Consider the following 21,359-nt stretch of genomic DNA (forward strand, 5'->3'; position numbering starts at 1 on the left):
GGGTTTCCCATCACTACTTGGAGGCGGCCGCGGGCGGCCCGTTGCGCACATAGTTCTCGATCGCTACGGCGAAGGTGGGAGAACCCACCTTGCGCTCTTTCTCGATATAGCCGGCAAAATAACTCCAGAAGGAGACGGCATAGTCGCGGAAATAGGCGTCGGTGACTTTTTGCGAACAGAGGTTGCCGTCGACACAAAAGGACAGGCGGTTGAGGAAATAGACGATACGGTCGAAATTGTCCCTGAAGTCGGCAAGCGGCATGTCGCCACCGCCGGCGGTCATCGCCTCGATGCCGATGCGCTGCCGGAACACCTGTTCCTCGGTGGGCGAGGGGTTGGCGCTGAGCAGATTGTCATATTTGGCGTTGAGCGCGGTCAGCCGATCCTTCAGCGCACGTTGCGCCTGCTGGTAGTCCTTGTTTTCCCAGAGCTCGACCAGCGACATAGTCTGCTCGACGCGCTTCTGCTCCTGGTTGGCCAGATATTGGTAGACCGAGAACATCAACGTGAAGATGATGGCGAAGCGCACTGCCATGCCGGACCAGGCATAGACCAGCATGCGCCAGTCGCGATCGGTGAAGGGATTGCTCTCCTTCTTGATTTCATGGCTGCTCGGCCACGGAAATCCCTCGGTGGTTTCCGGCAATGCCGGCTTGGCCGCCGGCGTCTTCGCCGGCGCGGCGGTTGCTGTTTGCCTCGGGTTGGCCGCCGGCTTCTTCATCCGCAGCTGTCCAGTTCGATGGTGGCGGAGGGATCCAGAACGATGCCCGGAGCCTCCAGCTTCTTTTTCAGGCATTGCAGTTGTAGGCGCGAGATCATGAACTGCACGTCCGGCTCGGTCTGGATCTTGTTCGGCGACGGCAAGGCCTCGACCACACCGCGCGAAGCGCAATTGCTGAGATCGACAACGACCGCGTCCTTACCGGTGCCGGCGATCTGATCGTACTGGTCGAGAAAGCAGGTCGCCAATTCGGAGTTGATGACGATTTGCTTGACGCACAGGCCGCAGGCCTCGTCGGCACTGGCGCTGGTGATGAGGAAGAGGCCGCCAGCAAGGCCTGCAACCGCTCCAAGCCAGGAAAACAAAGAGTTCTTCACAATCGATCCTATTCGCTTTTTCCGACCGTCAGGCGCCAAGGCCGCGGTCGGGAATGTTCTCATATCCCGCCGACCGCGCAAAGGGCCGGCATCGGCTCAGGCGCGGGGCACCGTTTCCATAGGGAAGATCATCACCGCGCCCTTCGGCCCGCTCTTGTCGGCAAGCCGCATGACCGAGCGCGTTGCCGGCGCCATGCCGATGTCGGTCAGCATGTCGGAGAAGCTGGCTGGGCCCAGCCCGCGTGTCGCGGCGGCGACGCCATCCTGCGCCAGGAAGCTCAGGTCTTCCTTCTCGCTCTCCGGCGGCGCCTCGGTCAGAACCGCGATCATCCGCTCCATGCCGAAGCTGGTGTCGGTAAAGGCCAGCAGCCCCTCTTCAAGCGTTGCCTTCGGTGCGAGACGCTCGGCGACGATGTGGGTGATCGAATAATCGCTGCCGACGTAGAGCACGTTGATGTCGACCAGCTGGTCCGAGCCGTTCTTAGCCAGGACATGCACCTCATCGCCCGGCGATACGCGCGGCACCGCCGCGGCCTGCAACGGCTCAAGGCCGTCCTTGTCGCGCCGTTTGATCTGGAATTCGACGTCGACCTCTTCGGGCTTGTAGTCGGATGCCGCGGCCAGCCGCGAAAGCCCGGTGGCACGGAAGATCGTGCGCAGGTTCCTGGCCGTTGCATCGGCCAGCTTCTTGCGGTCGTCCATGTGAATGATGATCAGCGGCGGCTTGCCGCCGTTCTTCAAGGTCACGTCGCCCGACGCCGGCAGGAACCAAAGTGCCGGCTTGTCGGTCGCGTCCTTGGCGGCACCGGCAATGGCATTCTCGCGCATCACGGCGAAGCGCAGCTCGGCGCTTTTACCGGCGTCGACCAGCTCGATATTGAAGCCGGTTTCCTTGGCCGTGGCCAGTTCGTCGAGAACCGAGTTGACCAGCGCGGTTTCCTTCTCAAGTCCCTTGGCGGCAGCGGGGCGGGCCACGACAAGCTTGTAGTCCACAGCGATCTCGGCCACCCGCGCATAGGCATTGGGGGGAATGTCAGCGAGCCTGAGCGCTGGCTTCTTGTCGAACTCGACAGGCTTGACGCGGCTTTCCAGGTTCTTCGCCGACTGCACTTCCAGAAAGCCGACGGCATCGGAAAGCGGTGACAGCGCCGACGGCAGGATGGCGAGCTTGCTGCCGGGGGTGAGGCGGTGCAGCAGTCCGGCGCCGATGGTGGCGTCGCCGTCCTTGATGACGATCGGCCACTGCATGACGGCGTCTGTCTTGTCGGTGCCGAACACGCGCGCATCCAGCTCACCCTCGAACAGCGGCGTCGGCCGGGTGCGGCTGTCGGCCGAATATTGCTGCAGCACGGCCTGGCCGAGCTGGCGATAGGTGACATTGGGGTTCTCGGCCAGCTTCGACAGGATGGTGAAGGTGAACAAGCCGAAGCGTGGTGCATCGGTGGTGCCCTTCGGCAGCGGCATTTCCGGCGTCGTCTCGATTGTCTGCGCCGCATAGAAGGCGACCAGTTTGCCCTTGGTGATCGGCTCGCCGCCGGTAGGCGTCAGGTTGAAGGCCGGCTTGCGGGCGCCATTGTCGTCGAGACCGCGCGATGCGGCGGCGGATGTCACCTCGTCATAGGCCTTGAGGGCCGCGGCGCGTTCGGCGTCATTGCCGCCGACAAGGTCGGCGAACTCGACCTTGCGCTCCATCTCATCATCGACTTCGACGGCGCGCGTCGCGGTGCCGGAATGGCAGCAGTCGAACACAGCCCAGACGAAAGCGCCCTTCTCACGGATGGCGTCGAGGGCTGCGCCAATCTCATTGTCGACCAGCGCGTTGGGCACGCCTGCGTCGCGGTTGATCCACTTCTCGATGTCGACGGGCAGGAAAATCTCGTCGAGGCCGTCGGTCTCGTCGCCCTTGATCATCTCCGGCTGCTGCGCGCCGTGGCCGGACAAATGGAGATAGACGAAGTCGTCGCGCTGGACCTTGGCGGCCAGCGCCGCCAGTGCCGTCTTGATCGCCGCATGCGTCGGCAGGCCGCTGGCGCCCGGCACATCCTTGGCGAGCAGCGTGACGTTTTCCGGCGCAAACCGAACCGGATCGGGCACGTTCTTCAGGAGATATTCGTGCACCAGCCCGGCGTCGTTCTTCGGTCCGATCAGCCAGTTTTTCTGCGGCAGCGCCGGATATTCGGTACAGGCGACCAGCAGCGCATGATAGGTGCGCGATGCGGCCATGGCACGGAATGACACCATGCCGGCCATCGTCAGCGCGGACGTGCCGACAAGCAGCGTCCGCCGTGTCAACTTGATCATGATTGCTTCCCCAAGCCCGATCGAATTTCCAAGCGATACCACCCTCGTTGAGGATTTTGTCAGTATTTTGAATGTTGCGCCGGCGATCAACCCACAATCGGCATTCGCCTCATTTCCATCATGTGCAATCGACAAGATCGTTGCGGGACTGGGGTTTTGATGGAGATGGCCATGCCGGGCGGGCGGGCGCCGTGGTACCGCTCGAGAAGCGCACAATGGGCGATCGCACGGCTGTTTGTGGCGATGCTTGCCACAATCCTGATGGTGGGACAGGCGCAGGCTGGGCTGTCCGTGGGCAAGGCGCCACAGGAAGCGGATACTTTGGCGACCGCCGCAACGAGCGTCCGATCGAGCGTTCAGGCCATGAAGGCGGCGATATCGTCTTTGTCAGGCAGAAACAGTAGCAAAACCGGCTGTTCGTCGCTATCTCAGGGGACAAGTGAGGCAGGACAGGTTGGGTACAGGATCATGGCGGCAAGGGATGTGCTGACGAAAAACCAGCTGTGCGTGCTCGAGAAGCTCGAGACCGCCAGCGGGCCGCTCAGCGCCTACACCTTGCTCGACCAGTTGCGCGAGCGTGGTTTCCGGGCGCCGTTGCAGGTCTATCGCGCACTCGACACGCTGGTGAAGTCGGGCTTCGTGCACCGGCTGGAAAGCATCAATTCCTTCGTTGCCTGCGCCGAACCGCATGACCACAACCATTCGATGACGGCCTTCGCCATTTGCGACACCTGCGGGCAGGTGACCGAAATGTCCGACCATGATGTCGGTCACCGGCTGGACGAATGGGTGCGCTCCACCGGCTTCGCCGCCAAGAAAGCGGTGATCGAGTTTCGTGGTACGTGTGCCAAGTGTTTGGCTGAAGCTGCCTAAGGCGTGTTGATATTCAGGTGACGCCGGCCTGCAAATGGCTGATACCTGCGCTTCCGGTGCGCACGTACCTTAAGTACGCTCCGCTCCGGTTCTCGCTATCAGCCATTTTCGACTCGGCCTGACCTGAATCTCAACACACCTTGTCTTGGCGCTAATGCGCCTCGTCCCAATTGTTGGCGGCGCGGGCGTCGACATGCAGCGGCACCGACATTGATACCGCCGGCATTGCCGCGTTCTCCATGACGTGGCGCACGATGGGGATCGTCGCCTCTACCTCCGCCTCGACCGTCTCGAAGATCAGTTCGTCATGCACCTGCAGGAGCATGCGGGCCGAGAGCTTCGCCTTTTCCAGCGCATCGTCCATGCGCACCATGGCGCGGCGGATGATGTCGGCGGCGGTGCCTTGCAGGCGGGCGTTTATCGAGGCGCGCTCGTTGAAGGCGCGCAGCGATGGGTTCGACGAACGGATGTCCGGATAGTGGATGCGGCGGCCGAAGATCGTTTCGACGAAACCGTGCTCGCGGGCATAGGCCTTGGTCTCTTCGATATAGTCGCGGATGCCCGGGAAGCGCTCGAAATATTTCTTGATGTAGTTGCTGGCTTCCTCGCGCGGGATCGAAAGCTGGTTGGCGAGACCGAAGGCCGAGATGCCATAGATGATGCCAAAATTGATCGCCTTGGCGCGGCGGCGAATCTCCGAGGGCATGCCTTCGACCGGGACGTTGAACATTTCCGACGCGGTGATGGCATGAATGTCGGCGCCGTCGGCAAAGGCCTGCCGAAGCTGCGGGATTTCGGCGACATGGGCGAGCACGCGCAATTCGATCTGGCTGTAGTCGGCCGAAACCAGCCGATTGCCCTTGTCGGCGATGAAGGCCGTCCTGATCTTGCGGCCCTCGGCGGTGCGCACCGGGATGTTCTGCAGGTTCGGATCGGAGGATGACAGCCGGCCCGTCGTCGTTGCGGCCAGTGCGTAGGAGGTGTGGACGCGCTTTGTGTCGGGATGGATGAAGCCGGGCAGGGCGTCGGTGTAGGTTGATTTCAGCTTGGTCAGCTGGCGCCAGTCGACGATCTTGCGTGGCAGTTCGTGGCCTTCGGCGGCGAGGTCTTCCAGAAGTTGCGCCGAGGTCGACCATTGGCCGGTCTTGGTCTTGGAGCCGCCCGGCAGGCCCATGCGCCCGAACAGGATGTCACCGAGCTGTTTTGGCGAGCCGATGTTGATGCGTTCGCCGATGAGTTGGTAGATTTCCTCTTCGAGACGGGCCGCACCTTGCGCCAGTTCGCCGGAGAGCCGCGACAGGATCTGCCGATCGACCGAGATGCCGCGCTGCTCCATGCGCGCCAGCACCGGCACCAGTGGCCGCTCCAGCCGCTCATAGACCGAGACCAGGCCCTTGGCGGCCAGCCTTGGCTTCAGCACCAGCCAGAGCTGCAGCGTCACATCGGCGTCCTCGGCGGCGTGCGCGGTCGCTTTGTCGATACCGACCTGGTCGAAGCCGACGGAATTCTTGCCGGAACCGGTCGCGTCCTTGATCTGGAGGGGGGTGTGGCCAAGCCATTTCTCGGCCAGCGCATCCATGCCATGGCCATGGGAGTTGCCAGCATCGAGCACGTAGGAGATCAGCATGGTGTCGTCAAAAGGCGCGACATCGACGCCATAGCGGCTCATCACGACGAGATCGTATTTCAGATTCTGCGCGATCTTCAGAACCGACTTGTCTTCGAGCAGCGGCTTCAGCACCGCCAGCGCCTCGCGCAGCGGAATCTGGTTTTCCAGCACGCCGCCGCCGAGCAGGTCGCCATTGCCGCTCTTGTGGGCAAACGGCACGTAGCCGGCGCGGCCGGGCGCCGTGGCGATGGAAAGGCCGATGAGTTCGGCCTGCATGGGGTCGGAAGACGTTGCCCTGACGTCGAAGGCGGCAATCCCTGTTTCCGTGGCCTCGGCGACCCAGGCCTTCAATGTCGCGACATCGCGAATGCAATGATAGGCCGAGGTGTCGATCTTGCGGCTGGTCGCGGCCTCAAGACGAAACGCCGACAGCAGCGAAGGCGCGTCGCCTTGCTTGGCTGCACCGGTGGTTGCCTCTTCGGTGTCTTTCGCGTCAGCCGGTTTGGCCGGGGCTCCCGATCCGACATCGGGACCGTGCGCGGTGTCTGCACGCTCGACCGCCACCGTGACGGCCTGCACGTCGCCAACCTCTGTTCCGGTCGCCTCCGCCACGCGGCGGGTCAGCGACGTGAATTCCATGGTCTTGAGGAAGCCGATCAGCTTCGGCCCGTCCGGCGCATGCAGCACGAAATCGTCCAGCCCTTCCGTGACCGGCACATCGTTCTTCAGAGTCACCAACTGGCGCGAAATGCGCGCTTTCTCGGCATTGGCGATGATCGATTCACGCCGCTTGTCCTGCTTGATCTCGCCGGCGCGGGCGAGCAGCGTGTCGAGATCGCCGAACTGTTCAAGCAGTTGCGCCGCCGTTTTCGGGCCGATACCCGGCACGCCCGGCACGTTGTCGATCGAATCGCCGGTCAACGCCTGCAGGTCGATCATCTTTTCCGGCGGCACGCCCCATTTCTCGATGACTTCGGGAATGCTGATCTGGCGGTCCTTCATCGGGTCGTACATGCCAACCGTATCGCCGACCAGCTGCATCAGGTCCTTGTCGGAGGAGATGACGGTGGTGTCGCCGCCGGCCTCGCGGGCAAGCCTGGCATAGGTGGCGATCAGGTCGTCGGCCTCGAAACCTTCCATCTCGACGCAAGGCAGGTTGAATGCCCTGGTCGCCTGGCGGATCAGGCCGAATTGCGGGATCAGGTCTTCCGGTGGCGCCGAGCGGTTGGCCTTGTATTCGGGGTAGAGCTCGTTGCGGAAGGTTTTCGACGAATAGTCGAAAATAACGGCAAAATGCGTCGGCACGACCCCGACATCGGTGTTGCGGGCATCCAGCATCAGCTTCCACAGCATGTTGCAGAAGCCGGACACGGCGCCGACCGGCAAACCGTCAGATTTGCGGGTCAGCGGCGGCAGCGCGTGATAGGCACGGAAGATGTAGCCGGAGCCGTCGACAAGAAAGAGATGATCGCCTTTTTTCATGTCGGCAGGGATAGCGCGGCGCGGCGCCGCGGTCCATGCCAAAGGCGGTTCCAAATATCGGTTCCGGCAACACCCTGACAAGCCGCTGACACGTGCGTGTGCTCACGTCCATGTTACAAAAGTGTAATTTTCGTGCCCTTGAATCGCCACGTTCAAAGACACAAATAAAGGTCATCGGCAGTTTTCGCCGAGTCCGGAGCAAGGCCCGTCCCCCGCCTATCCCGGACAATTGCGGCAGCCTATCCCCCTCTCCGGGCTGCCGCATCGTTTCGAGTAAAACGCCGCCGTGGTTCCCCCTCCACCACGGCGGCATTTTTCTCCCAGATAGGCATTTACGGCCCGTGGTCCAATGATCGCGGGCTTTTCGTTTTGCCGTCCTGCCTTTACGGTCCCGGTTCTGCATCGAAAGGCTTTTGCACATGTCATCCGTTTCCCCCGTCCTCGACCGCCTCGACAAGAATCTCGACCAGAGCCTGGAGCGCCTGTTCGGCCTGCTCAGGATCAAGTCGATCTCCACCGATCCGGCCTATGCCGCCGACTGCCGCAAGGCAGCCGAATGGCTGGTGGCCGAACTCAAGCTGATCGGATTCGACGCGAGTGTCCGCGACACACCCGGTCACCCGATGGTGGTCGCGCATCATGACGGCCCGGCCGGTTCGCCGCACGTGCTGTTCTACGGCCATTACGATGTGCAGCCGGTCGATCCGATCGAACTGTGGGAAAGCGACCCGTTCGCGCCCGCGGTCAAGGAGGTCGGGCCTGGCCACAAGGTGATCACCGGGCGCGGCTCCGCCGACGACAAGGGCCAGCTCATGACCTTCGTCGAAGCCTGCCGCGCCTGGAAGCAGGTGCATGGCAACCTGCCGTGCCGCATCACCATCCTGTTCGAGGGCGAGGAGGAGTCCGGTTCGCCGTCGCTGAAGCCGTTCCTCGAAGCCAACGCGGACGAACTCAAGGCCGATTTCGCGCTGGTCTGCGATACCGGCATGTGGGACCGCGACACGCCTTCGATCTGCGTCGGGCTGCGCGGGCTGGTCGGCGAGGAAATCACCGTGAAGGCGGCTGATCGCGACCTGCATTCCGGTCTCTACGGCGGTGCCGCCGCCAACCCGATCCGTATCCTGGCCAAGATCCTTGCCGATATCCACGACAAGGACGGCCATATCACCATTCCCGGTTTCTATGACGGGGTCGAGGAGACACCATCGCAGATCCTGAAATCATGGGAGACGCTGGGCGAGACCGCCGAGACATTCCTTGGGCCTGTCGGCCTTTCCATCCCGTCCGGCGAAAAAGGCCGCTCGGTGCTGGAGCTGACCTGGGCAAGGCCAACGGCCGAGTTCAACGGCATCATCGGCGGCTATACCGGCAAGGGATTCAAGACGGTGATCGCGGCGGAGGCTTCGTCGAAGGTCTCGTTCCGTCTCGTCCACAAGCAGGACCCCGGAAAAATCCGCGACGCCTTCCAGGCCTTCGTCAAGGCGCGCATTCCGGCTGACTGTTCGGTGGAGTTCCACCCGCATGGCGGCTCGCCGGCGATCCAGCTTTCCTATGACTCGCCCTTCCTGGCCAAGGCCAAGAATGCGCTGTCGGATGAGTGGCCAAAGCCGGCGGTGACGACGGGCAGCGGCGGCTCGATCCCGGTGGTCGGCGATTTCCAGACCTATCTCGGCATGGAATCGCTGCTGGTCGGGTTCGGCCTCGACGACGACCGCATCCACTCGCCCAACGAGAAGTATGAATTGAGCTCGTTCCACAAGGGACAGCGCTCATGGGCGCGTATTCTGGAAGCATTGACGCACTGACGGGGCGAAGAGCCAACTTTCTGTTGATTTTTCAGCGGATCGCGGCGAGGACGGGTCACCAATTCAGGTTCTGCGGACGGCCTTGCGTTTGATAGCGCGGGCCGCCGCGGTCCGCGACCGGAGAAGACAATGGCCGACATCCGTTTCCACAGGAATGACCTGCCCGACCTCAAGCACTACAATGTCGACGCGGTCGCCATCGACACCGAGACCCTTGGGCTCAATCCACACCGCGACCGGCTTTGCGTCGTGCAGATCTCGCCAGGTGACGGCAGCGCCGATGTCATCCAGATCGATCCGGGCCAGAAGAAGGCGCCCAACCTCGTCAGCCTGCTGAAGAACCGCAATGTCACCAAGCTCTTCCACTACGGCCGCTTCGACATCGCCGTGCTCTATAATTCCTTCGGGGCAATGGCCGAGCCGGTGTTCTGCACCAAGATCGCCTCGCGGCTGACCCGCACCTATACAGATCGGCACGGGCTGAAGGACATCTGCAACGAGCTTCTCGGCGTTGGCCTGTCCAAGGCGCAGCAATCGTCGGACTGGGCTGCGGAGACATTGTCGCCCGAGCAGCTCGAATACGCCGCTTCGGACGTGCTCTACCTGCACCGATTGCGCGAGGTACTTGCCGGGCGGCTTGCGCGCGAGAACCGGACGAAGGAAGCCGATGCCTGCTTCCGCTTCCTTCCGACACGCGCCAAGCTTGACCTCATGGGCTGGGGTGAAGAGGATATCTTCGCCCATAGCTGATGGCGGGGCGGTAGCGAGCCCTCAAAGGCCGTTGCCGGGAACCAGGCGCGGCACCGCCGCGTTGTTTCGGATCAAAGAGGGGATCACATGGCAGACCGCAAGCCGATATCGACCGCTCCCACGGATGGCTCCAAGGTCACCGTAACGTGGAAAGACAGCGACGGCGTGATCAATGAATCCATCGCGCAACATCGCGACGATGGCTGGTGGGTCTATGTCGACAGCCATACGCAGAAGAAGGTCGAGCCGATCAGCTGGCGGCCTCCATCCAGCGATGGCGACGACAATTAGGCGAGTCGCTGGCGGGGCCGCCGGCTTTCGAATAGCCTGAAATCGTTGATATCGAGGCCGATTCGGAGCCTTCCGCTCCGCCGTCGCCCTCATGTTCGGAGGAACGCTCTATGGGTGTCGAAAGCCTGCTCGTCTTCATCATCATTGGTGCCATCGCCGGCTGGCTCGCCGGTCTCATCGTCTCAGGATTTGGCTTCGGCCTGATCGGTAACATCATCGTCGGTATCGTCGGTGCGTTTATCGCCGGCTGGCTTTTCCCGAGAATCGGATTCTCCATCGGTGGCGGCATTCTCGCCTCCATCATCCACGCCACACTCGGCGCCATCATCCTGCTGGTGCTGGTCAAGGTTTTGAAACGAGCGTGAGGCTCGACAATATAAAGAGCGCGCCATGAAGCAGAATACTCTCTATCTCCTTATTGGCGCGCTCGTCGTCGTGGTCATCGCGCTCGGCGCGTATGTTTACCGCGAGCAGACCAAGCCGAAAGGCGTCGAGCTTAAAATCGACGACAAGGGCATATCCATTCAGCAGAATTGAGTGGCGGTCTGTTCAAAAGCAGCTTGGCTCGCTTGACCGGCCAGCGCCGTATCGTGCTTAGTCCTCGGCTTATTTTGTATGTTTTTCCAGGTCAGACCCTCAGGTGATTTCGCAAATAACACGCCGGCGATGCCGTGCGGGCGGCACTTTCAGCCGTTGGGCGCACCGAAGATCTGCGCTTTTCGCCTGACAATCGTTGGCTGGCGATTGCTGGATACGGGCGCATGCGTTGCCTGATCCTGCGCATCGACATCGAGCCGACAGTTAACGGCCCCCGGATCAACATTCCGGACTTCATGGAACTGACCTCGGCGAGCATGGGCGATGTCCATGGCCTTGATTTCATAGACAACGAGACGCTTGCGGTCGCCAACCGCGATGGACTGGTCGCGATACTTGCCCTGCCGCATGGCGAGCCGGCTGGCCGAAGCCATGAAGTCGCGCCACTTCGGCAAATCAAGGGCGGCATGTTCTGCAGGTTGAAGTCACCTGGCTCGATTGCCGTCAAGCAGGAAGCGAACGGCAACGTCAGCCTGCTGATCTGCAACAATTACACGCATGTGGTCACCCGGCACGTCGTCAATCGGTGGCTGGGCTACCGCGCGACCAGGAACCAGCGCCTTCTGAAGCGCGGCCTTGATATACCCGACGGTGTGGCCGTCAGCCGCGACGGCGCGTGGATCGCTGTCAGCAGCCACAATACAGCGGATGTGAAGATTTACAGGATGTCCGACTCGCTTGGACCGGCGACTGAACCGGACGGCATCCTGCGGGACGCCAACTATCCGCACGGTGTGCGCTTTACCGCCGATGACCAGCACATTCTGGTTGCCGACGCCGGCAGCCCGATGCTGCATGTCTATGACCGTGGCGCCGGGTGGCATGGACATCACATGCCGCGCTCTGTCGCCGTTCTCGACGAGGAAACCTTTCTGCGCGGCAGGGCCAATCCCGAGGAAGGCGGCCCGAAGGGGCTCGACATCGACCGCTCGAACAGCGTCGTGGCGGTAACCTGCGAAGAGCAAATTCTCACCTTTTTCCCGCTGGCATCGATCGTGGGCGAGCAAGTGCCGCGACCAGAACACGACCTGGTCCGGATTTGAACTGTTTCTCCAACTCAGCTTCCTGGGCCGTCGCGGTGACACCCTTGGGTCAGCCCGCCGCGAGCGATGGGCCGTATTTGAAAAGCTTGGTGTTTCGACGGCCCATCTCCATCGAGATCGCATCCATCCCAATCGCCGAGCAGCTCAACCGATGAAATATCGTCCCGAGATCGATGGCCTGCGCGCCGTCGCTGTGTTGCCTGTGCTGTTCTTTCATGCCGGGTTTTCCTGGGTTCCTGGCGGCTTTGCCGGTGTGGATGTCTTCTTTGTCATCAGCGGCTATCTGATCGCCAGGGTCATCGACGATGAACTCAAGGCGGGCACGTTTACCTTCCTGGGATTCTACGAGCGCCGCTTTCGCCGTATCTCACCGGCGCTCGCCGTCATGTGCATTGCAACCATACCTTTCGCCTGGCTCTGGATGGTTCCGCAGGAATTGGATGCCTATGGGCAGAGCCTCGCCACGGCCAACCTCTCGGTGTCGAACTTCCTGTTCTGGAAGCGAGCTGGCTACTTTGACGACAGCTCGGCACTAAAGCCGCTGATCCATACCTGGTCGCTTGGCGTCGAAGAGCAATTCTACCTGGTTTTCCCAATGCTGCTCTGGGCATTGCGGCGGCGTGGCAGCGCGTTTCCTGTCGTCGCCGCATTGGTCGCGGTCAGCTTCGCGCTCACCTTCGTCTTCGCCAGGTTCGGACCCGCCGCGAATTTCTATCTGCTGCCAACCCGCTTCTGGGAGCTTGGCGCCGGCGCCTTGCTGGCATTGTGGCGGCCAACAGGATCACCGGTCGGCAGAGTTGCGGCGGAGGTCCTTTCGATGACCGGCCTGGCCCTGGTCATCGGGTCGATTTTCCTCTTGAACGGCTCCGTGCCGTATCCCGGTCCATGGACGCTTGCGCCTGTTGTCGGTTCCGGCTTGATCATTGCCATGGCGAATGCCGAAACCATGGTCGGCAGGCTGCTGGCCTGGCGGCCGTTGGTTTTCATCGGCCTGATCAGCTACAGCCTCTACCTTTGGCATCAGCCGCTTTTTGCTTTCGCACGGATGCGGCTGTTTGGTGATGTCTCCACCACGGTTTACCTGTCTTTGATCGCGCTGACATTGCTGCTCGCCTGCGTCACGTGGTGGTATGTCGAACAGCCGTTCCGCAATCGGCAACGTTTCACAAGGGGCCGCTTCTTCTTGCTGCTGGGCACGGTGGCGGCCGCGCTGGTCGCGTTTGGCGTTGCCGCCGACAAGACCAGCGGTTTGCCGATGCGTGGGACGGACCGGCAGCTGGCCGTGAGCCTGAAGGAGCGCATGCGTCCCAACACCGGCCTTGGCGATGATTGCGATGGGCGGCTGCCCCTCTCCAGCACATGCAGCACAAGCAAAGCCCCGACGATGATCGTCTGGGGAGATTCCTTTGCCATGCAACTGGTCGGCGGCATCATGGCGTCAAATCCTGATGCGGCGATTGTGCAATTCACCAAAAGCGCCTGCTGGTCGCTTCTGGACGCCTCGCCCACATCACTGGATTTTCCGGGCGACTGCCAGGCCTTCAATGACAATGCCAAAGCCTACATTGCCAAAACCAAGTCGCTGCGGTTCGCCGTTCTGTCTTCAACCTACGGATATGTGCGCGACCAGACAGTCCGCTTTCAGGGGGAGGTCATCCCATCAAGCGAAGAGTTCGGGCGAGGCCAGTTGCAAGCCACTCTCGACTGGCTGACGGCGCAAGGGATCACGCCTATCCTGGTTTCGCCGGCGCCGAGCGACGGTCGCGACATCGGCGCATGCCTGGCCAGATCGAGATGGCTGGATGAAGATGGCGAGAAATGCACGCCATTTTCCGCCGATGTGCGCAAGGCAGGTGCGAATGTGCGCACGATGTTGAAAAGTTTTAGAGACCGGTACAAGGTTATCATTCTCGACGATTTCCTCTGCGGCGACAGGTTCTGCAAGGTTCAGGATGGAGACGTCATGATCTATCGAGACGGCGCTCATCTCTCGTATGAAGGTTCGCGATACCTCGGCAGGACGATGCATCTCTACGATCAGATCGTCGCGCCTCGCTGATCGGAGCCCACGCGAGGCCCAAGATGTGGCGCGGCACAGAGCCGGCTTGCATGCGGTTGGCCTATCGAAGCGCCAAATTGTTCGCGCTTAACCCGCCCTTAAACCGCCGCATCTACCCTTCAATCGGAGCGCCATAGGCACGGGGACGGACAGCGCAACGCATGGCGAACCGCAGAGACAGCCGCATAGAACCCAGTTTCGAGGGGCCGCCACGGGCGAAATCCTCGGGCGGGCTGTCGGTGAGCGAGGAGGATCGCGTCGTGCCGAGCAACCGCAAAGCCTCCGCAAAGCGCAAGACGGCCAAGGCGAAGTCTTCGCGTGGTGGGCGTGGCAGAAGCCGGCGCGGCCTGTTCAGCGTGCTCGGCCGGCTCGCCTACTGGTGCTTCGTGCTGGGCATCTGGGGCGGTATCGCCGTCGCCGGCATCGTCATCTACTACGGCGCCAAGATGCCCGCGGCCACAACCTGGTCGATCCCTGACCGCGCGCCCAACATCAAGATCGTCTCGGTCGATGGCCAACTGCTCGCCAATCGCGGCATGAGCGGCGGCGAGGCCGTCGGCCTACACGAAATGTCGCCCTATATCCCCGAAGCCGTCATCGCCATCGAGGACCGCCGTTTCTATTCGCATTTCGGTGTCGATCCGATCGGCCTTTCCCGCGCCATCGTGACCAACCTGCTCGGTGGCCACTTCTCGCAGGGCGGCTCGACGCTGACCCAGCAATTGGCGAAAAACCTGTTCCTGAAGCCCGACCGCACGCTGGAACGCAAGGTGCAGGAAGTGCTTTTGGCGCTTTGGCTGGAGCACAAGCACACCAAGGATCAGATCCTCGAAATGTATCTCAACCGGGTCTATTTCGGCTCGGGTGCCTATGGCGTGGAAGCGGCCTCGCGCCGGTATTTCGGCAAGAGCGCCCGGGATGTGACCCTGTCGGAAGCGGCCCTGCTTGCCGGCCTCTTGAAGGCGCCGTCGCGGCTGTCTCCAGCACGTGATCCGAAGGCCGCAGAGGAGCGCTCGCAACTGGTGCTCGCCGCCATGCGCGACGAGGGCAAGATCAGCGCCAAGGAACTGACGTCGGCGATGAGCGCGCCGGCAACGCGCGCGGCATCCTATTGGACCGGCTCTGAAAACTACGTCGCCGACACCATCATGGAGGAATTGCCTGACCTGATCGGCGATGTGCGCGGCGATATCGTCGTCGACACCACTGTCGACCTGACATTGCAGAAGCTTGCCGAGCAGTCGATACGCCGGCTGATCGACGAAAGCGGCAAGAAGCTCAATGTCACCCAGGGCGCGCTGGTCTCGATCGACGATTCAGGCGCCGTGCGCGCCATGGTCGGCGGCTATGACTACTCGACCAGCCAGTTCGACCGCGCTTCGGAAGCGCGCCGCCAGCCGGGATCGGCCTTCAAGCCCTTCGTCTACATGGCGGCGCTGGAAGCCGGTCGCACGCCGGACAGCACGCGCAACGATGCGCCGATCAAGATCGGCAACTGGACGCCGGACAATTACGGCGGCAAGTATTTCGGCAAGGTGACGCTGGCGACGGCTCTGGCCAAATCGCTGAATTCGGTGGCCGCGCAGCTGACCATGGAAGTCGGGCCCAATGCGGTGGTGGAAGCCGCCCATCGCATGGGCATCCAGTCCGACCTGCAGGCCAACACATCGATCGCGCTCGGCACTTCGGAAGTGACGCCGCTGGAGCTGACGTCGGCCTATGTCCCCTTCGCCAATGGCGGCTACAAGCCCGATATCCATTTCATCCGCCGGGTGACGACCGCCGAGGGCAAAGTGCTCTATGAAGGCGGTGGCGGCAGTGCGCCGCGCGTCGTCAAGCCCGAGATCGTCGGCATGATGAATTCGATGATGACCGGTACGGTCGAAATCGGCACCGCGAAAAAAGCGGCCTTTGCCTGGCCCTCGGCCGGCAAGACCGGAACCAGCCAGAATTCGCGCGACGCCTGGTTTGTCGGCTACACCGCCAACCTGACCACCGGCGTGTGGTTCGGCAATGATGACGGCACGCCGATGAAAAAGGTCACCGGCGGCGCGCTGCCGGCGCAGGCCTGGCATGAGTTCATGGTGGCGGCGCATGAAGGCGTGCCGGTGCGGCCGCTGCCCGGCACCTGGAAATCGACGCCGGCCGACACCGTCGTGCCGGATGAAATCCCGTCGGCCGATGTCGCACCGCCGGTACCGTCCGCCTCAGTGGGGCATTCGGCGCCCGCCGTATCCGTGGCGGCCCCCGTGGCCCGAGCCCCTCAGCCGCCCGCACCGCTACGCGTGGCGCGCCCGGCACAGACTGTCGATGCCGATGGCTCCGGCATGCCGAGCGATGATGACAGCACCACGGCGTCGATCAAGCATCCGGTGCCGCCCGGCGACGTCGGTGGCCCAACCAAGAAGCGCAAAACGTCGATCCTCGACATCCTCGGCGGCGGTTAAGGCATATTGAGATTCCGCCGGCCAGGGCGTTTCCGCACGTCCCATCTCGTCTCGGCTTGACCTGAATCCTGACATGGCTTTGTTCATGAAGCATGGGTGTAGCCCAAGAGCGGCAACTCGCCCCTCGCCACCGCAATCGCCTTCCGCTACATCTCCGGCTGGAGACCGCGACATGGCTGAGATCGACACAAGAAAAACCATCGTGCTGACCGGCGCCAGCCGTGGCATCGGCCATGCCACGGTCAAGCGCTTTTCGCGCGAGGGCTGGCGCGTCATCACGTGCTCGCGCCAGGCCTTTGCCGAGGACTGCCCGTGGCCGGCCGGGCCGGAGGATCACATCAAGGTTGATCTCGCGGACCAGGAAGATGTCGGCATCGCGGTGTCGGAAATCCGCCATCGGCTGGAAGCGCAGGGCGGCCAGCTGCACGCATTGGTCAACAATGCCGGCATCTCGCCCAAGCTCAAGGACGGCAACAGCCGCATGAACTCGATCGACACGCCGATGCATGTCTGGCGCGACGTGTTCCAGGTGAATTTCTTCGCACCGATCATGCTGGCGCGCGGCCTGTTCAAGGAACTGGCGAGCGCGAAAGGCTCGATCGTCAATGTCACGTCTATCGCCGGCACCCGCGTGCACCCGTTTGCTGGCACGGCCTATGCGACGTCGAAGGCGGCACTTGGTTCGCTGACGCGCGAGATGGCGCATGATTTCGGGCCGCATGGCATCCGCGTCAACGCCATCGCGCCAGGCGAGATCGACACCGCGATCCTGTCGCCGGGCACCGAGAAGATCGTAGAGACCATTCCGCTGAGAAGGTTGGGTACGACGGCGGAAGTCGCCGACATCATCTTCTTCCTGTGCTCGCAGCAGGCATCCTATGTGACGGGTTCGGAAATCCACATCAATGGCGGCCAGCACGTCTGAGTGAAGCGGGCCTCGTTCGGCGGACTATGCGGCGGCGGGCTCCGCCACTTTCGGCGCTTCGTTCGACGGCGCCGCACGGCCAAGCACCTCTTCAACGATGCCGCGCGCGATTTCGCGCTCGCCCATGATCACGGTGTCGGCGCCGAGCCCCTTGAGATGGTCGACCTCGGCATCGGAATGGGCGCGGGCAATGACATTGATGCCGGGGTTGGCGGCGCGCGCCCGCAGGACGATCTGGCCGGCCTCGAAGGCGTTAGGGATGGCGAGGATCAGCCGGCTGGCGCCTTCCGGATTGGCCGCGGCGAACACTTCCGCGTTGGCGGCATTGCCCGCAACGGTTTCGATGCCGTCGGCCTTGAGCCTGGCCAGTGTCTTGTCGGCGTCCTCGACGACGAGGAAGGGCAGGGACGCCTGTTTCAGCGCGGCGCCCACGAGGCCACCGACACGGCCATAGCCGATCAGGATGGCGTGGTTGGTGAGTGTTGTCTTCGGTGGCCCGTCTTCCTTACTGGCTACGGCTGCGACCGAAGCCACCTGGCCCGGTTCCGTCGCCGGGCCGACCGGCTTGGTGTCGGCTGGTGGCGCCGTTCTGGCGGCGCGCCTTTCCAGCCATGGCTTCATCCAGTCGATAGCCAGGAACATCAGCGGATTGAGAACGATCGACAGGATGGCGCCGGCTAGAATGAGATCGCGGCCCTGCTCGGGCAGCAGCTTCAGACCAACGCCGAGTTCGGCCAGGATGAACGAGAATTCGCCGATCTGGGCCAGACTCGCCGAGACCATGAGCGCGGTGGCAAGGGGGAAGCGGAAGGCGACGACGATGACGAAGGCGGCCAGCGACTTGCCGATGACGATGATGGCCAGCGTTGCCAGGATAGGCCAGCCATTGCTGATCAGGCTGAACGGGTCGAACAGCATGCCCACCGAAACGAAGAACAGCACGGAGAAGGCGTCGCGCAGCGGCAGCGATTCCTCGGCGGCGCGATGGCTGAGTTCGGACTCGCTCATGATCATCCCGGCGAAGAAGGCGCCGAGCGCCAGCGAAACGCCGAACAGTTTGGCCGCGCCGAAGGCGACGCCAAGCGCGATGGCCAGCACGGCCAGCCGGAACAATTCGCGTGATCCGGTATGGGCGACGTAATGAAGAATCCAGGGGATGACGCGGCGGCCTACCACAAGCATGACGACGACGAAGGCCGCGACCTTGGCCAGCGTGATGCCAACGACACCCCATATGCCGTAGCTGGCCGGCAGTGACAGCAGGCCGCTGGAATGGACGTCGGCCTGTTCCTGGCCGCCGAGCACGCCGGCAAGGGCCGGCAAGAGCACCAGCGCCAGAACCATGGCGAGATCCTCGACGATCAGCCAGCCAACGGCGATGCGGCCACGCTCGGTTTCGATCAGCCGCCGCTCCTGAAGCGCGCGCAGCAGCACCACGGTTGAGGCGACCGACAGCGCCAGGCCGAACACCAGGCCGGCGCCCATGGACCAGCCGAGCATCCAGGCAAGGCCGGCGCCGAGCGCGGTGGCAAAGCCGATCTGGACGATGGCGCCGGGCACGGCGATGGCCCGGACGGAGAGGAGATCCTTGAGCGAGAAATGCAGGCCGACGCCAAACATCAGCAGGATGACGCCGATCTCGGCCAGCTCGTTGGCAAGGCCGGCATCGGCGACGAAGCCGGGCGTGTTCGGCCCGACCAGCACGCCGGCCACGAGGTAGCCGACCAGCGGTGGAATGCGGAAGCGGTTGGCGAGAGCACCGAAGACAAAAGCCAGCCCCAGACCGGCGACGATGGTGGCGATAAGGGGCGTGTCATGCGGCATTGTCTATGGAGCGCCTTTCAGAATAACGATGTCGGATGTGCGCCGCCCGAAGCCGCCGCCTGTTGCCAATATGGTGGATGGGGTATCGGCGATGCAACCCGTAGAGCCGGGAAATCGACGCTGCCGCGCAAAAAAGCCGAGACTTGGTGGAGATCGGTCAGGGTCAGCCGCCGCGCCATGTCACATCGGCGCGATCGAGGCCTTAGGGTATTTCTCCGTGATGGTGTCTTTAATCTACTAATTTGGTAGAATTTAGAAAAAACTGTTTTGCTGTTGAGTGCGCTTGCCGATAAAAAGACGCCAGATCAAGGCCGGCGGCAGCGGCTTGAATCCGCCCAGTGCACCAATGCGGAATATTTTTCTCTTTGCTGCAGCGCTTTCAGAAAAGCGATTGCCTCCCTTCAAGCGGTGCGCGAGAGCATGCCTTCTGATTTTTCGCGCTTACGCGTAAAACTGGCAGCCTGTTCAGGATCCTGCCCGCGTCATGTCAAATGCAGCAACCAAGCTCAACGCCTTTCCCGTTTTCATGCGGGTCGAGGGCGAAGCCGTGGCCATCGTCGGCGGCGGCGAGGAGGCGCTGGCCAAGGCGCGTCTGATAGACCAGTCGAGTGCTGTGTTGCGCATTGTCACTGATGCTGCCGAGCCGGACCTTTTGACTTTCATCACACAGAGCGGCGCGGCCCATATCGCCGAGGCTTATGATGCCGTCCAGCTTGAAGGCGCGGTGATGGTGTTTGCCGCCAGCGGCGACGAAGCGCTTGACCGCCGCGTCGTGGCCGATGCGCGCCGGATGGGCATTCCAGTCAACGCTGTCGACCGGCCCGAGCTTTGCGATTTCTTCACCCCGGCGCTGGTCAACCGCGCGCCGGTCGCCATCGCGATCGGCACAGAGGGTGCCGGCCCGGTACTCGCTCAGATGCTGCGCGGTCGCATCGACCGCATGCTGTCGCCGTCGCTCGGACCCCTGGCAACGCTTGCCGCGTCGTTTCGCGACGCGGCTGAAAGACTGCTGCCGAAGGGCAATGCCCGCCGCCGGTTCTGGAGTGACTTTTTCAGTGGTGCGCCGGCTCGAGCCATCGAGGCTGGCGACATCTCACAGGCGCATGACGCCGCGGTCGGTCTTTTGCTCTCGAACACTGCTGTGTCGGGTCATGTCGCGCTGGTTGGCGCTGGTCCGGGAGCGGAAGACCTGTTGACGCTGCGCGCGCATCGTTTGCTGATGGAAGCCGACGTCATCGTTCATGACGCGCTGGTGCCGGAGGCGGTTGTCGCCATGGGCCGCCGCGATGCCGAGCGGCTGCCGGTGGGCAAGCGCAAGGGCTGCCACACCAAGAGCCAGGCCGAGATCAATGCGCTGCTGGTCGAGCTTGGCAGGGAAGGCAAGCGCGTCGTGCGGTTGAAGAGCGGCGATCCGCTGGTGTTCGGCCGAGCCGGCGAGGAAATGGCCGCCTTGCGCGATGCCGGCATTGCCTATGAAGTGGTGCCTGGCGTTACCGCCGCTTTTGCCGCCGCTGCCGATTTCGAATTGCCGCTGACGCTGCGCGGCGTGTCGTCGTCGATGGTGTTCACCACGGGCCACGATCTCAAGGGCAATTCGCTGCCCGACTGGGCCAAGCTCGCCATCTCCGGCGCTACCGTCGCCGTCTATATGGGCTGCTCGGTCGCGGCCGAGGTTGCCGGCCGGCTGATCGAAGCAGGCCTGTCGCCGGATACCGCTGTCGCGGTGGTCGAGAATGCCAGCCTTGCCAATCGCCGCCGTTTCCACGGCACGCTTGCCGATTTGCCCTCGCTGGAGGCGCGCGCCGACCTTTCCGGCCCGGTGATGACAATCATCGGCGATGCGGTCGCCGGCGCCAATTTCGAACGTTCCGAGCCGCTCGCGGCACATAGGCATGACAGCGCTGCTGCAACAGCGACTGAGGGAGTTCACTCGTGAAAGTTCTGACCGCGAACCGCCTCACCGACGGCGAGGCCGTCTGGTACGCCAATGGCGGCTGGGCCGAGACGATCGACAATGCCGATCTCGCCCACGACAAGGTGGCCGACGACAGGCTGGAAGCGATCGGCGCCAAGGCCTACGCCAACAATGAAGTGGTCGACGTCAACCTGATCGACGTCACCGTCGTTGACGGCGTGGTCGAGGCGGTGCGCCTGCGCGAAAAGATCCGTGCCGCCGGCCCCACCAATCGCAATGATCTCGGCAAGCAGGCCCGTCCGGCAGCCGTCCGGGCGGCGTAGGCCAGAATTCATGAAGC

At 62.8% G+C, this 21,359-nt stretch carries 17 protein-coding genes; 12 read left to right on the plus strand and 5 right to left on the minus strand.

From position 1 onward, the window contains the following. Positions 1-13: 13 nt before the first annotated feature. The 3 genes from GA829_RS09655 to GA829_RS09665 all read right to left on the minus strand — a co-directional run bounded on the left by GA829_RS09655 (position 14) and on the right by GA829_RS09665 (position 3,399). The gene (locus tag GA829_RS09655) at positions 14-721 is read right to left on the minus strand and encodes a DUF4760 domain-containing protein (protein WP_195178273.1); all 708 of its coding nucleotides are present in this window, start codon (positions 719-721) and stop codon (positions 14-16) included. Continuing rightward, positions 718-1,098: a hypothetical protein gene (locus GA829_RS09660; protein WP_195178274.1), complete on the minus strand. Its 381-nt coding sequence runs from the start codon at positions 1,096-1,098 to the stop codon at positions 718-720. Before GA829_RS09660 ends, GA829_RS09655 begins: the two co-directional genes overlap by 4 nt. 96 nt (positions 1,099-1,194) lie before the next feature. Beyond that, positions 1,195-3,399 carry a caspase family protein gene (locus GA829_RS09665; protein WP_195178275.1) on the minus strand — a complete coding sequence of 735 codons (2,205 nt, stop codon included), beginning with the start codon at positions 3,397-3,399 and terminating at the stop codon, positions 1,195-1,197. Between the two features lie 468 nt (positions 3,400-3,867). Between GA829_RS09665 and GA829_RS09670 the strand changes: the two genes are divergently transcribed. Then, on the plus strand, positions 3,868-4,272 hold the full coding sequence (locus GA829_RS09670; protein WP_195178276.1) for a Fur family transcriptional regulator: 405 nt from the start codon (positions 3,868-3,870) through the stop codon (positions 4,270-4,272). Positions 4,273-4,423: 151 nt separating this feature from the next. Here the strand turns inward: GA829_RS09670 and polA are convergent, their stop codons facing one another. Next, entirely contained in the window at positions 4,424-7,363 is a 2,940-nt protein-coding gene (gene polA / locus GA829_RS09675; protein ID WP_195179587.1) for a DNA polymerase I, read from the minus strand. Between the two features lie 419 nt (positions 7,364-7,782). Here polA and GA829_RS09680 point away from each other — a divergent pair, with 419 nt between their 5' ends. From GA829_RS09680 to GA829_RS09720, 9 genes are all read left to right on the plus strand, one after another. After that, complete coding sequence (locus GA829_RS09680; RefSeq protein ID WP_374940392.1) at positions 7,783-9,168, plus strand: M20/M25/M40 family metallo-hydrolase; 1,386 nt, start codon at positions 7,783-7,785, stop codon at positions 9,166-9,168. 129 nt (positions 9,169-9,297) lie between these two features. Continuing rightward, positions 9,298-9,918: a ribonuclease D gene (locus GA829_RS09685; protein WP_195178278.1), complete on the plus strand. Its 621-nt coding sequence runs from the start codon at positions 9,298-9,300 to the stop codon at positions 9,916-9,918. Positions 9,919-10,005: 87 nt separating this feature from the next. Then, on the plus strand, positions 10,006-10,209 hold the full coding sequence (locus GA829_RS09690; RefSeq protein WP_195178279.1) for a hypothetical protein: 204 nt from the start codon (positions 10,006-10,008) through the stop codon (positions 10,207-10,209). Between the two features lie 110 nt (positions 10,210-10,319). Then, positions 10,320-10,574 carry a GlsB/YeaQ/YmgE family stress response membrane protein gene (locus GA829_RS09695; protein ID WP_195178280.1) on the plus strand — a complete coding sequence of 85 codons (255 nt, stop codon included), beginning with the start codon at positions 10,320-10,322 and terminating at the stop codon, positions 10,572-10,574. A 25-nt stretch (positions 10,575-10,599) separates the two neighbouring features. After that, the gene (locus GA829_RS09700; protein WP_027031097.1) at positions 10,600-10,746 is read left to right on the plus strand and encodes a hypothetical protein; all 147 of its coding nucleotides are present in this window, start codon (positions 10,600-10,602) and stop codon (positions 10,744-10,746) included. A gap of 224 nt (positions 10,747-10,970) precedes the next feature. Beyond that, the gene (locus tag GA829_RS09705; RefSeq protein ID WP_258052246.1) at positions 10,971-11,849 is read left to right on the plus strand and encodes a YncE family protein; all 879 of its coding nucleotides are present in this window, start codon (positions 10,971-10,973) and stop codon (positions 11,847-11,849) included. 151 nt (positions 11,850-12,000) lie between these two features. Continuing rightward, positions 12,001-13,908 carry an acyltransferase family protein gene (locus tag GA829_RS09710; protein ID WP_195178282.1) on the plus strand — a complete coding sequence of 636 codons (1,908 nt, stop codon included), beginning with the start codon at positions 12,001-12,003 and terminating at the stop codon, positions 13,906-13,908. A gap of 161 nt (positions 13,909-14,069) precedes the next feature. Further along, the gene (locus GA829_RS09715; protein ID WP_195178283.1) at positions 14,070-16,355 is read left to right on the plus strand and encodes a transglycosylase domain-containing protein; all 2,286 of its coding nucleotides are present in this window, start codon (positions 14,070-14,072) and stop codon (positions 16,353-16,355) included. Positions 16,356-16,440: 85 nt separating this feature from the next. After that, positions 16,441-17,280 carry an SDR family NAD(P)-dependent oxidoreductase gene (locus tag GA829_RS09720; RefSeq protein ID WP_374940416.1) on the plus strand — a complete coding sequence of 280 codons (840 nt, stop codon included), beginning with the start codon at positions 16,441-16,443 and terminating at the stop codon, positions 17,278-17,280. A 24-nt stretch (positions 17,281-17,304) separates the two neighbouring features. Here the strand turns inward: GA829_RS09720 and GA829_RS09725 are convergent, their stop codons facing one another. After that, positions 17,305-19,104: a cation:proton antiporter domain-containing protein gene (locus tag GA829_RS09725; protein WP_195178285.1), complete on the minus strand. Its 1,800-nt coding sequence runs from the start codon at positions 19,102-19,104 to the stop codon at positions 17,305-17,307. Between the two features lie 484 nt (positions 19,105-19,588). Here GA829_RS09725 and cysG point away from each other — a divergent pair, with 484 nt between their 5' ends. Beyond that, positions 19,589-21,040, plus strand: coding sequence for a siroheme synthase CysG (cysG, locus tag GA829_RS09730; RefSeq protein ID WP_195178286.1), 1,452 nt, complete (start codon positions 19,589-19,591; stop codon positions 21,038-21,040). After that, positions 21,037-21,342 carry a DUF2849 domain-containing protein gene (locus GA829_RS09735; RefSeq protein WP_195178287.1) on the plus strand — a complete coding sequence of 102 codons (306 nt, stop codon included), beginning with the start codon at positions 21,037-21,039 and terminating at the stop codon, positions 21,340-21,342. Before cysG ends, GA829_RS09735 begins: the two co-directional genes overlap by 4 nt. Positions 21,343-21,359: the final 17 nt, after the last annotated feature.

The organism is Mesorhizobium sp. INR15 (assembly GCF_015500075.1).
GTDB lineage: Bacteria > Pseudomonadota > Alphaproteobacteria > Rhizobiales > Rhizobiaceae > Mesorhizobium.

Excerpts from the sequence above, each read along its gene's own strand:
- GA829_RS09655 (WP_195178273.1), bottom strand. The coding sequence starts at position 721 with ATGAAGAAGCCGGCGGCCAACCCGAGGCAAACAGCAACCGCCGCGCCG.
- GA829_RS09665 (WP_195178275.1), bottom strand. The coding sequence starts at position 3,399 with ATGATCAAGTTGACACGGCGGACGCTGCTTGTCGGCACGTCCGCGCTG.
- GA829_RS09670 (WP_195178276.1), top strand. The coding sequence starts at position 3,868 with ATGGCGGCAAGGGATGTGCTGACGAAAAACCAGCTGTGCGTGCTCGAG.
- polA (WP_195179587.1), bottom strand. The coding sequence starts at position 7,363 with ATGAAAAAAGGCGATCATCTCTTTCTTGTCGACGGCTCCGGCTACATC.
- GA829_RS09680 (WP_374940392.1), top strand. The coding sequence starts at position 7,783 with ATGTCATCCGTTTCCCCCGTCCTCGACCGCCTCGACAAGAATCTCGAC.
- GA829_RS09685 (WP_195178278.1), top strand. The coding sequence starts at position 9,298 with ATGGCCGACATCCGTTTCCACAGGAATGACCTGCCCGACCTCAAGCAC.
- GA829_RS09690 (WP_195178279.1), top strand. The coding sequence starts at position 10,006 with ATGGCAGACCGCAAGCCGATATCGACCGCTCCCACGGATGGCTCCAAG.
- GA829_RS09695 (WP_195178280.1), top strand. The coding sequence starts at position 10,320 with ATGGGTGTCGAAAGCCTGCTCGTCTTCATCATCATTGGTGCCATCGCC.
- GA829_RS09700 (WP_027031097.1), top strand. The coding sequence starts at position 10,600 with ATGAAGCAGAATACTCTCTATCTCCTTATTGGCGCGCTCGTCGTCGTG.
- GA829_RS09705 (WP_258052246.1), top strand. The coding sequence starts at position 10,971 with ATGCGTTGCCTGATCCTGCGCATCGACATCGAGCCGACAGTTAACGGC.
- GA829_RS09710 (WP_195178282.1), top strand. The coding sequence starts at position 12,001 with ATGAAATATCGTCCCGAGATCGATGGCCTGCGCGCCGTCGCTGTGTTG.
- GA829_RS09715 (WP_195178283.1), top strand. The coding sequence starts at position 14,070 with ATGGCGAACCGCAGAGACAGCCGCATAGAACCCAGTTTCGAGGGGCCG.
- GA829_RS09720 (WP_374940416.1), top strand. The coding sequence starts at position 16,441 with ATGAAGCATGGGTGTAGCCCAAGAGCGGCAACTCGCCCCTCGCCACCG.
- GA829_RS09725 (WP_195178285.1), bottom strand. The coding sequence starts at position 19,104 with ATGCCGCATGACACGCCCCTTATCGCCACCATCGTCGCCGGTCTGGGG.
- cysG (WP_195178286.1), top strand. The coding sequence starts at position 19,589 with ATGTCAAATGCAGCAACCAAGCTCAACGCCTTTCCCGTTTTCATGCGG.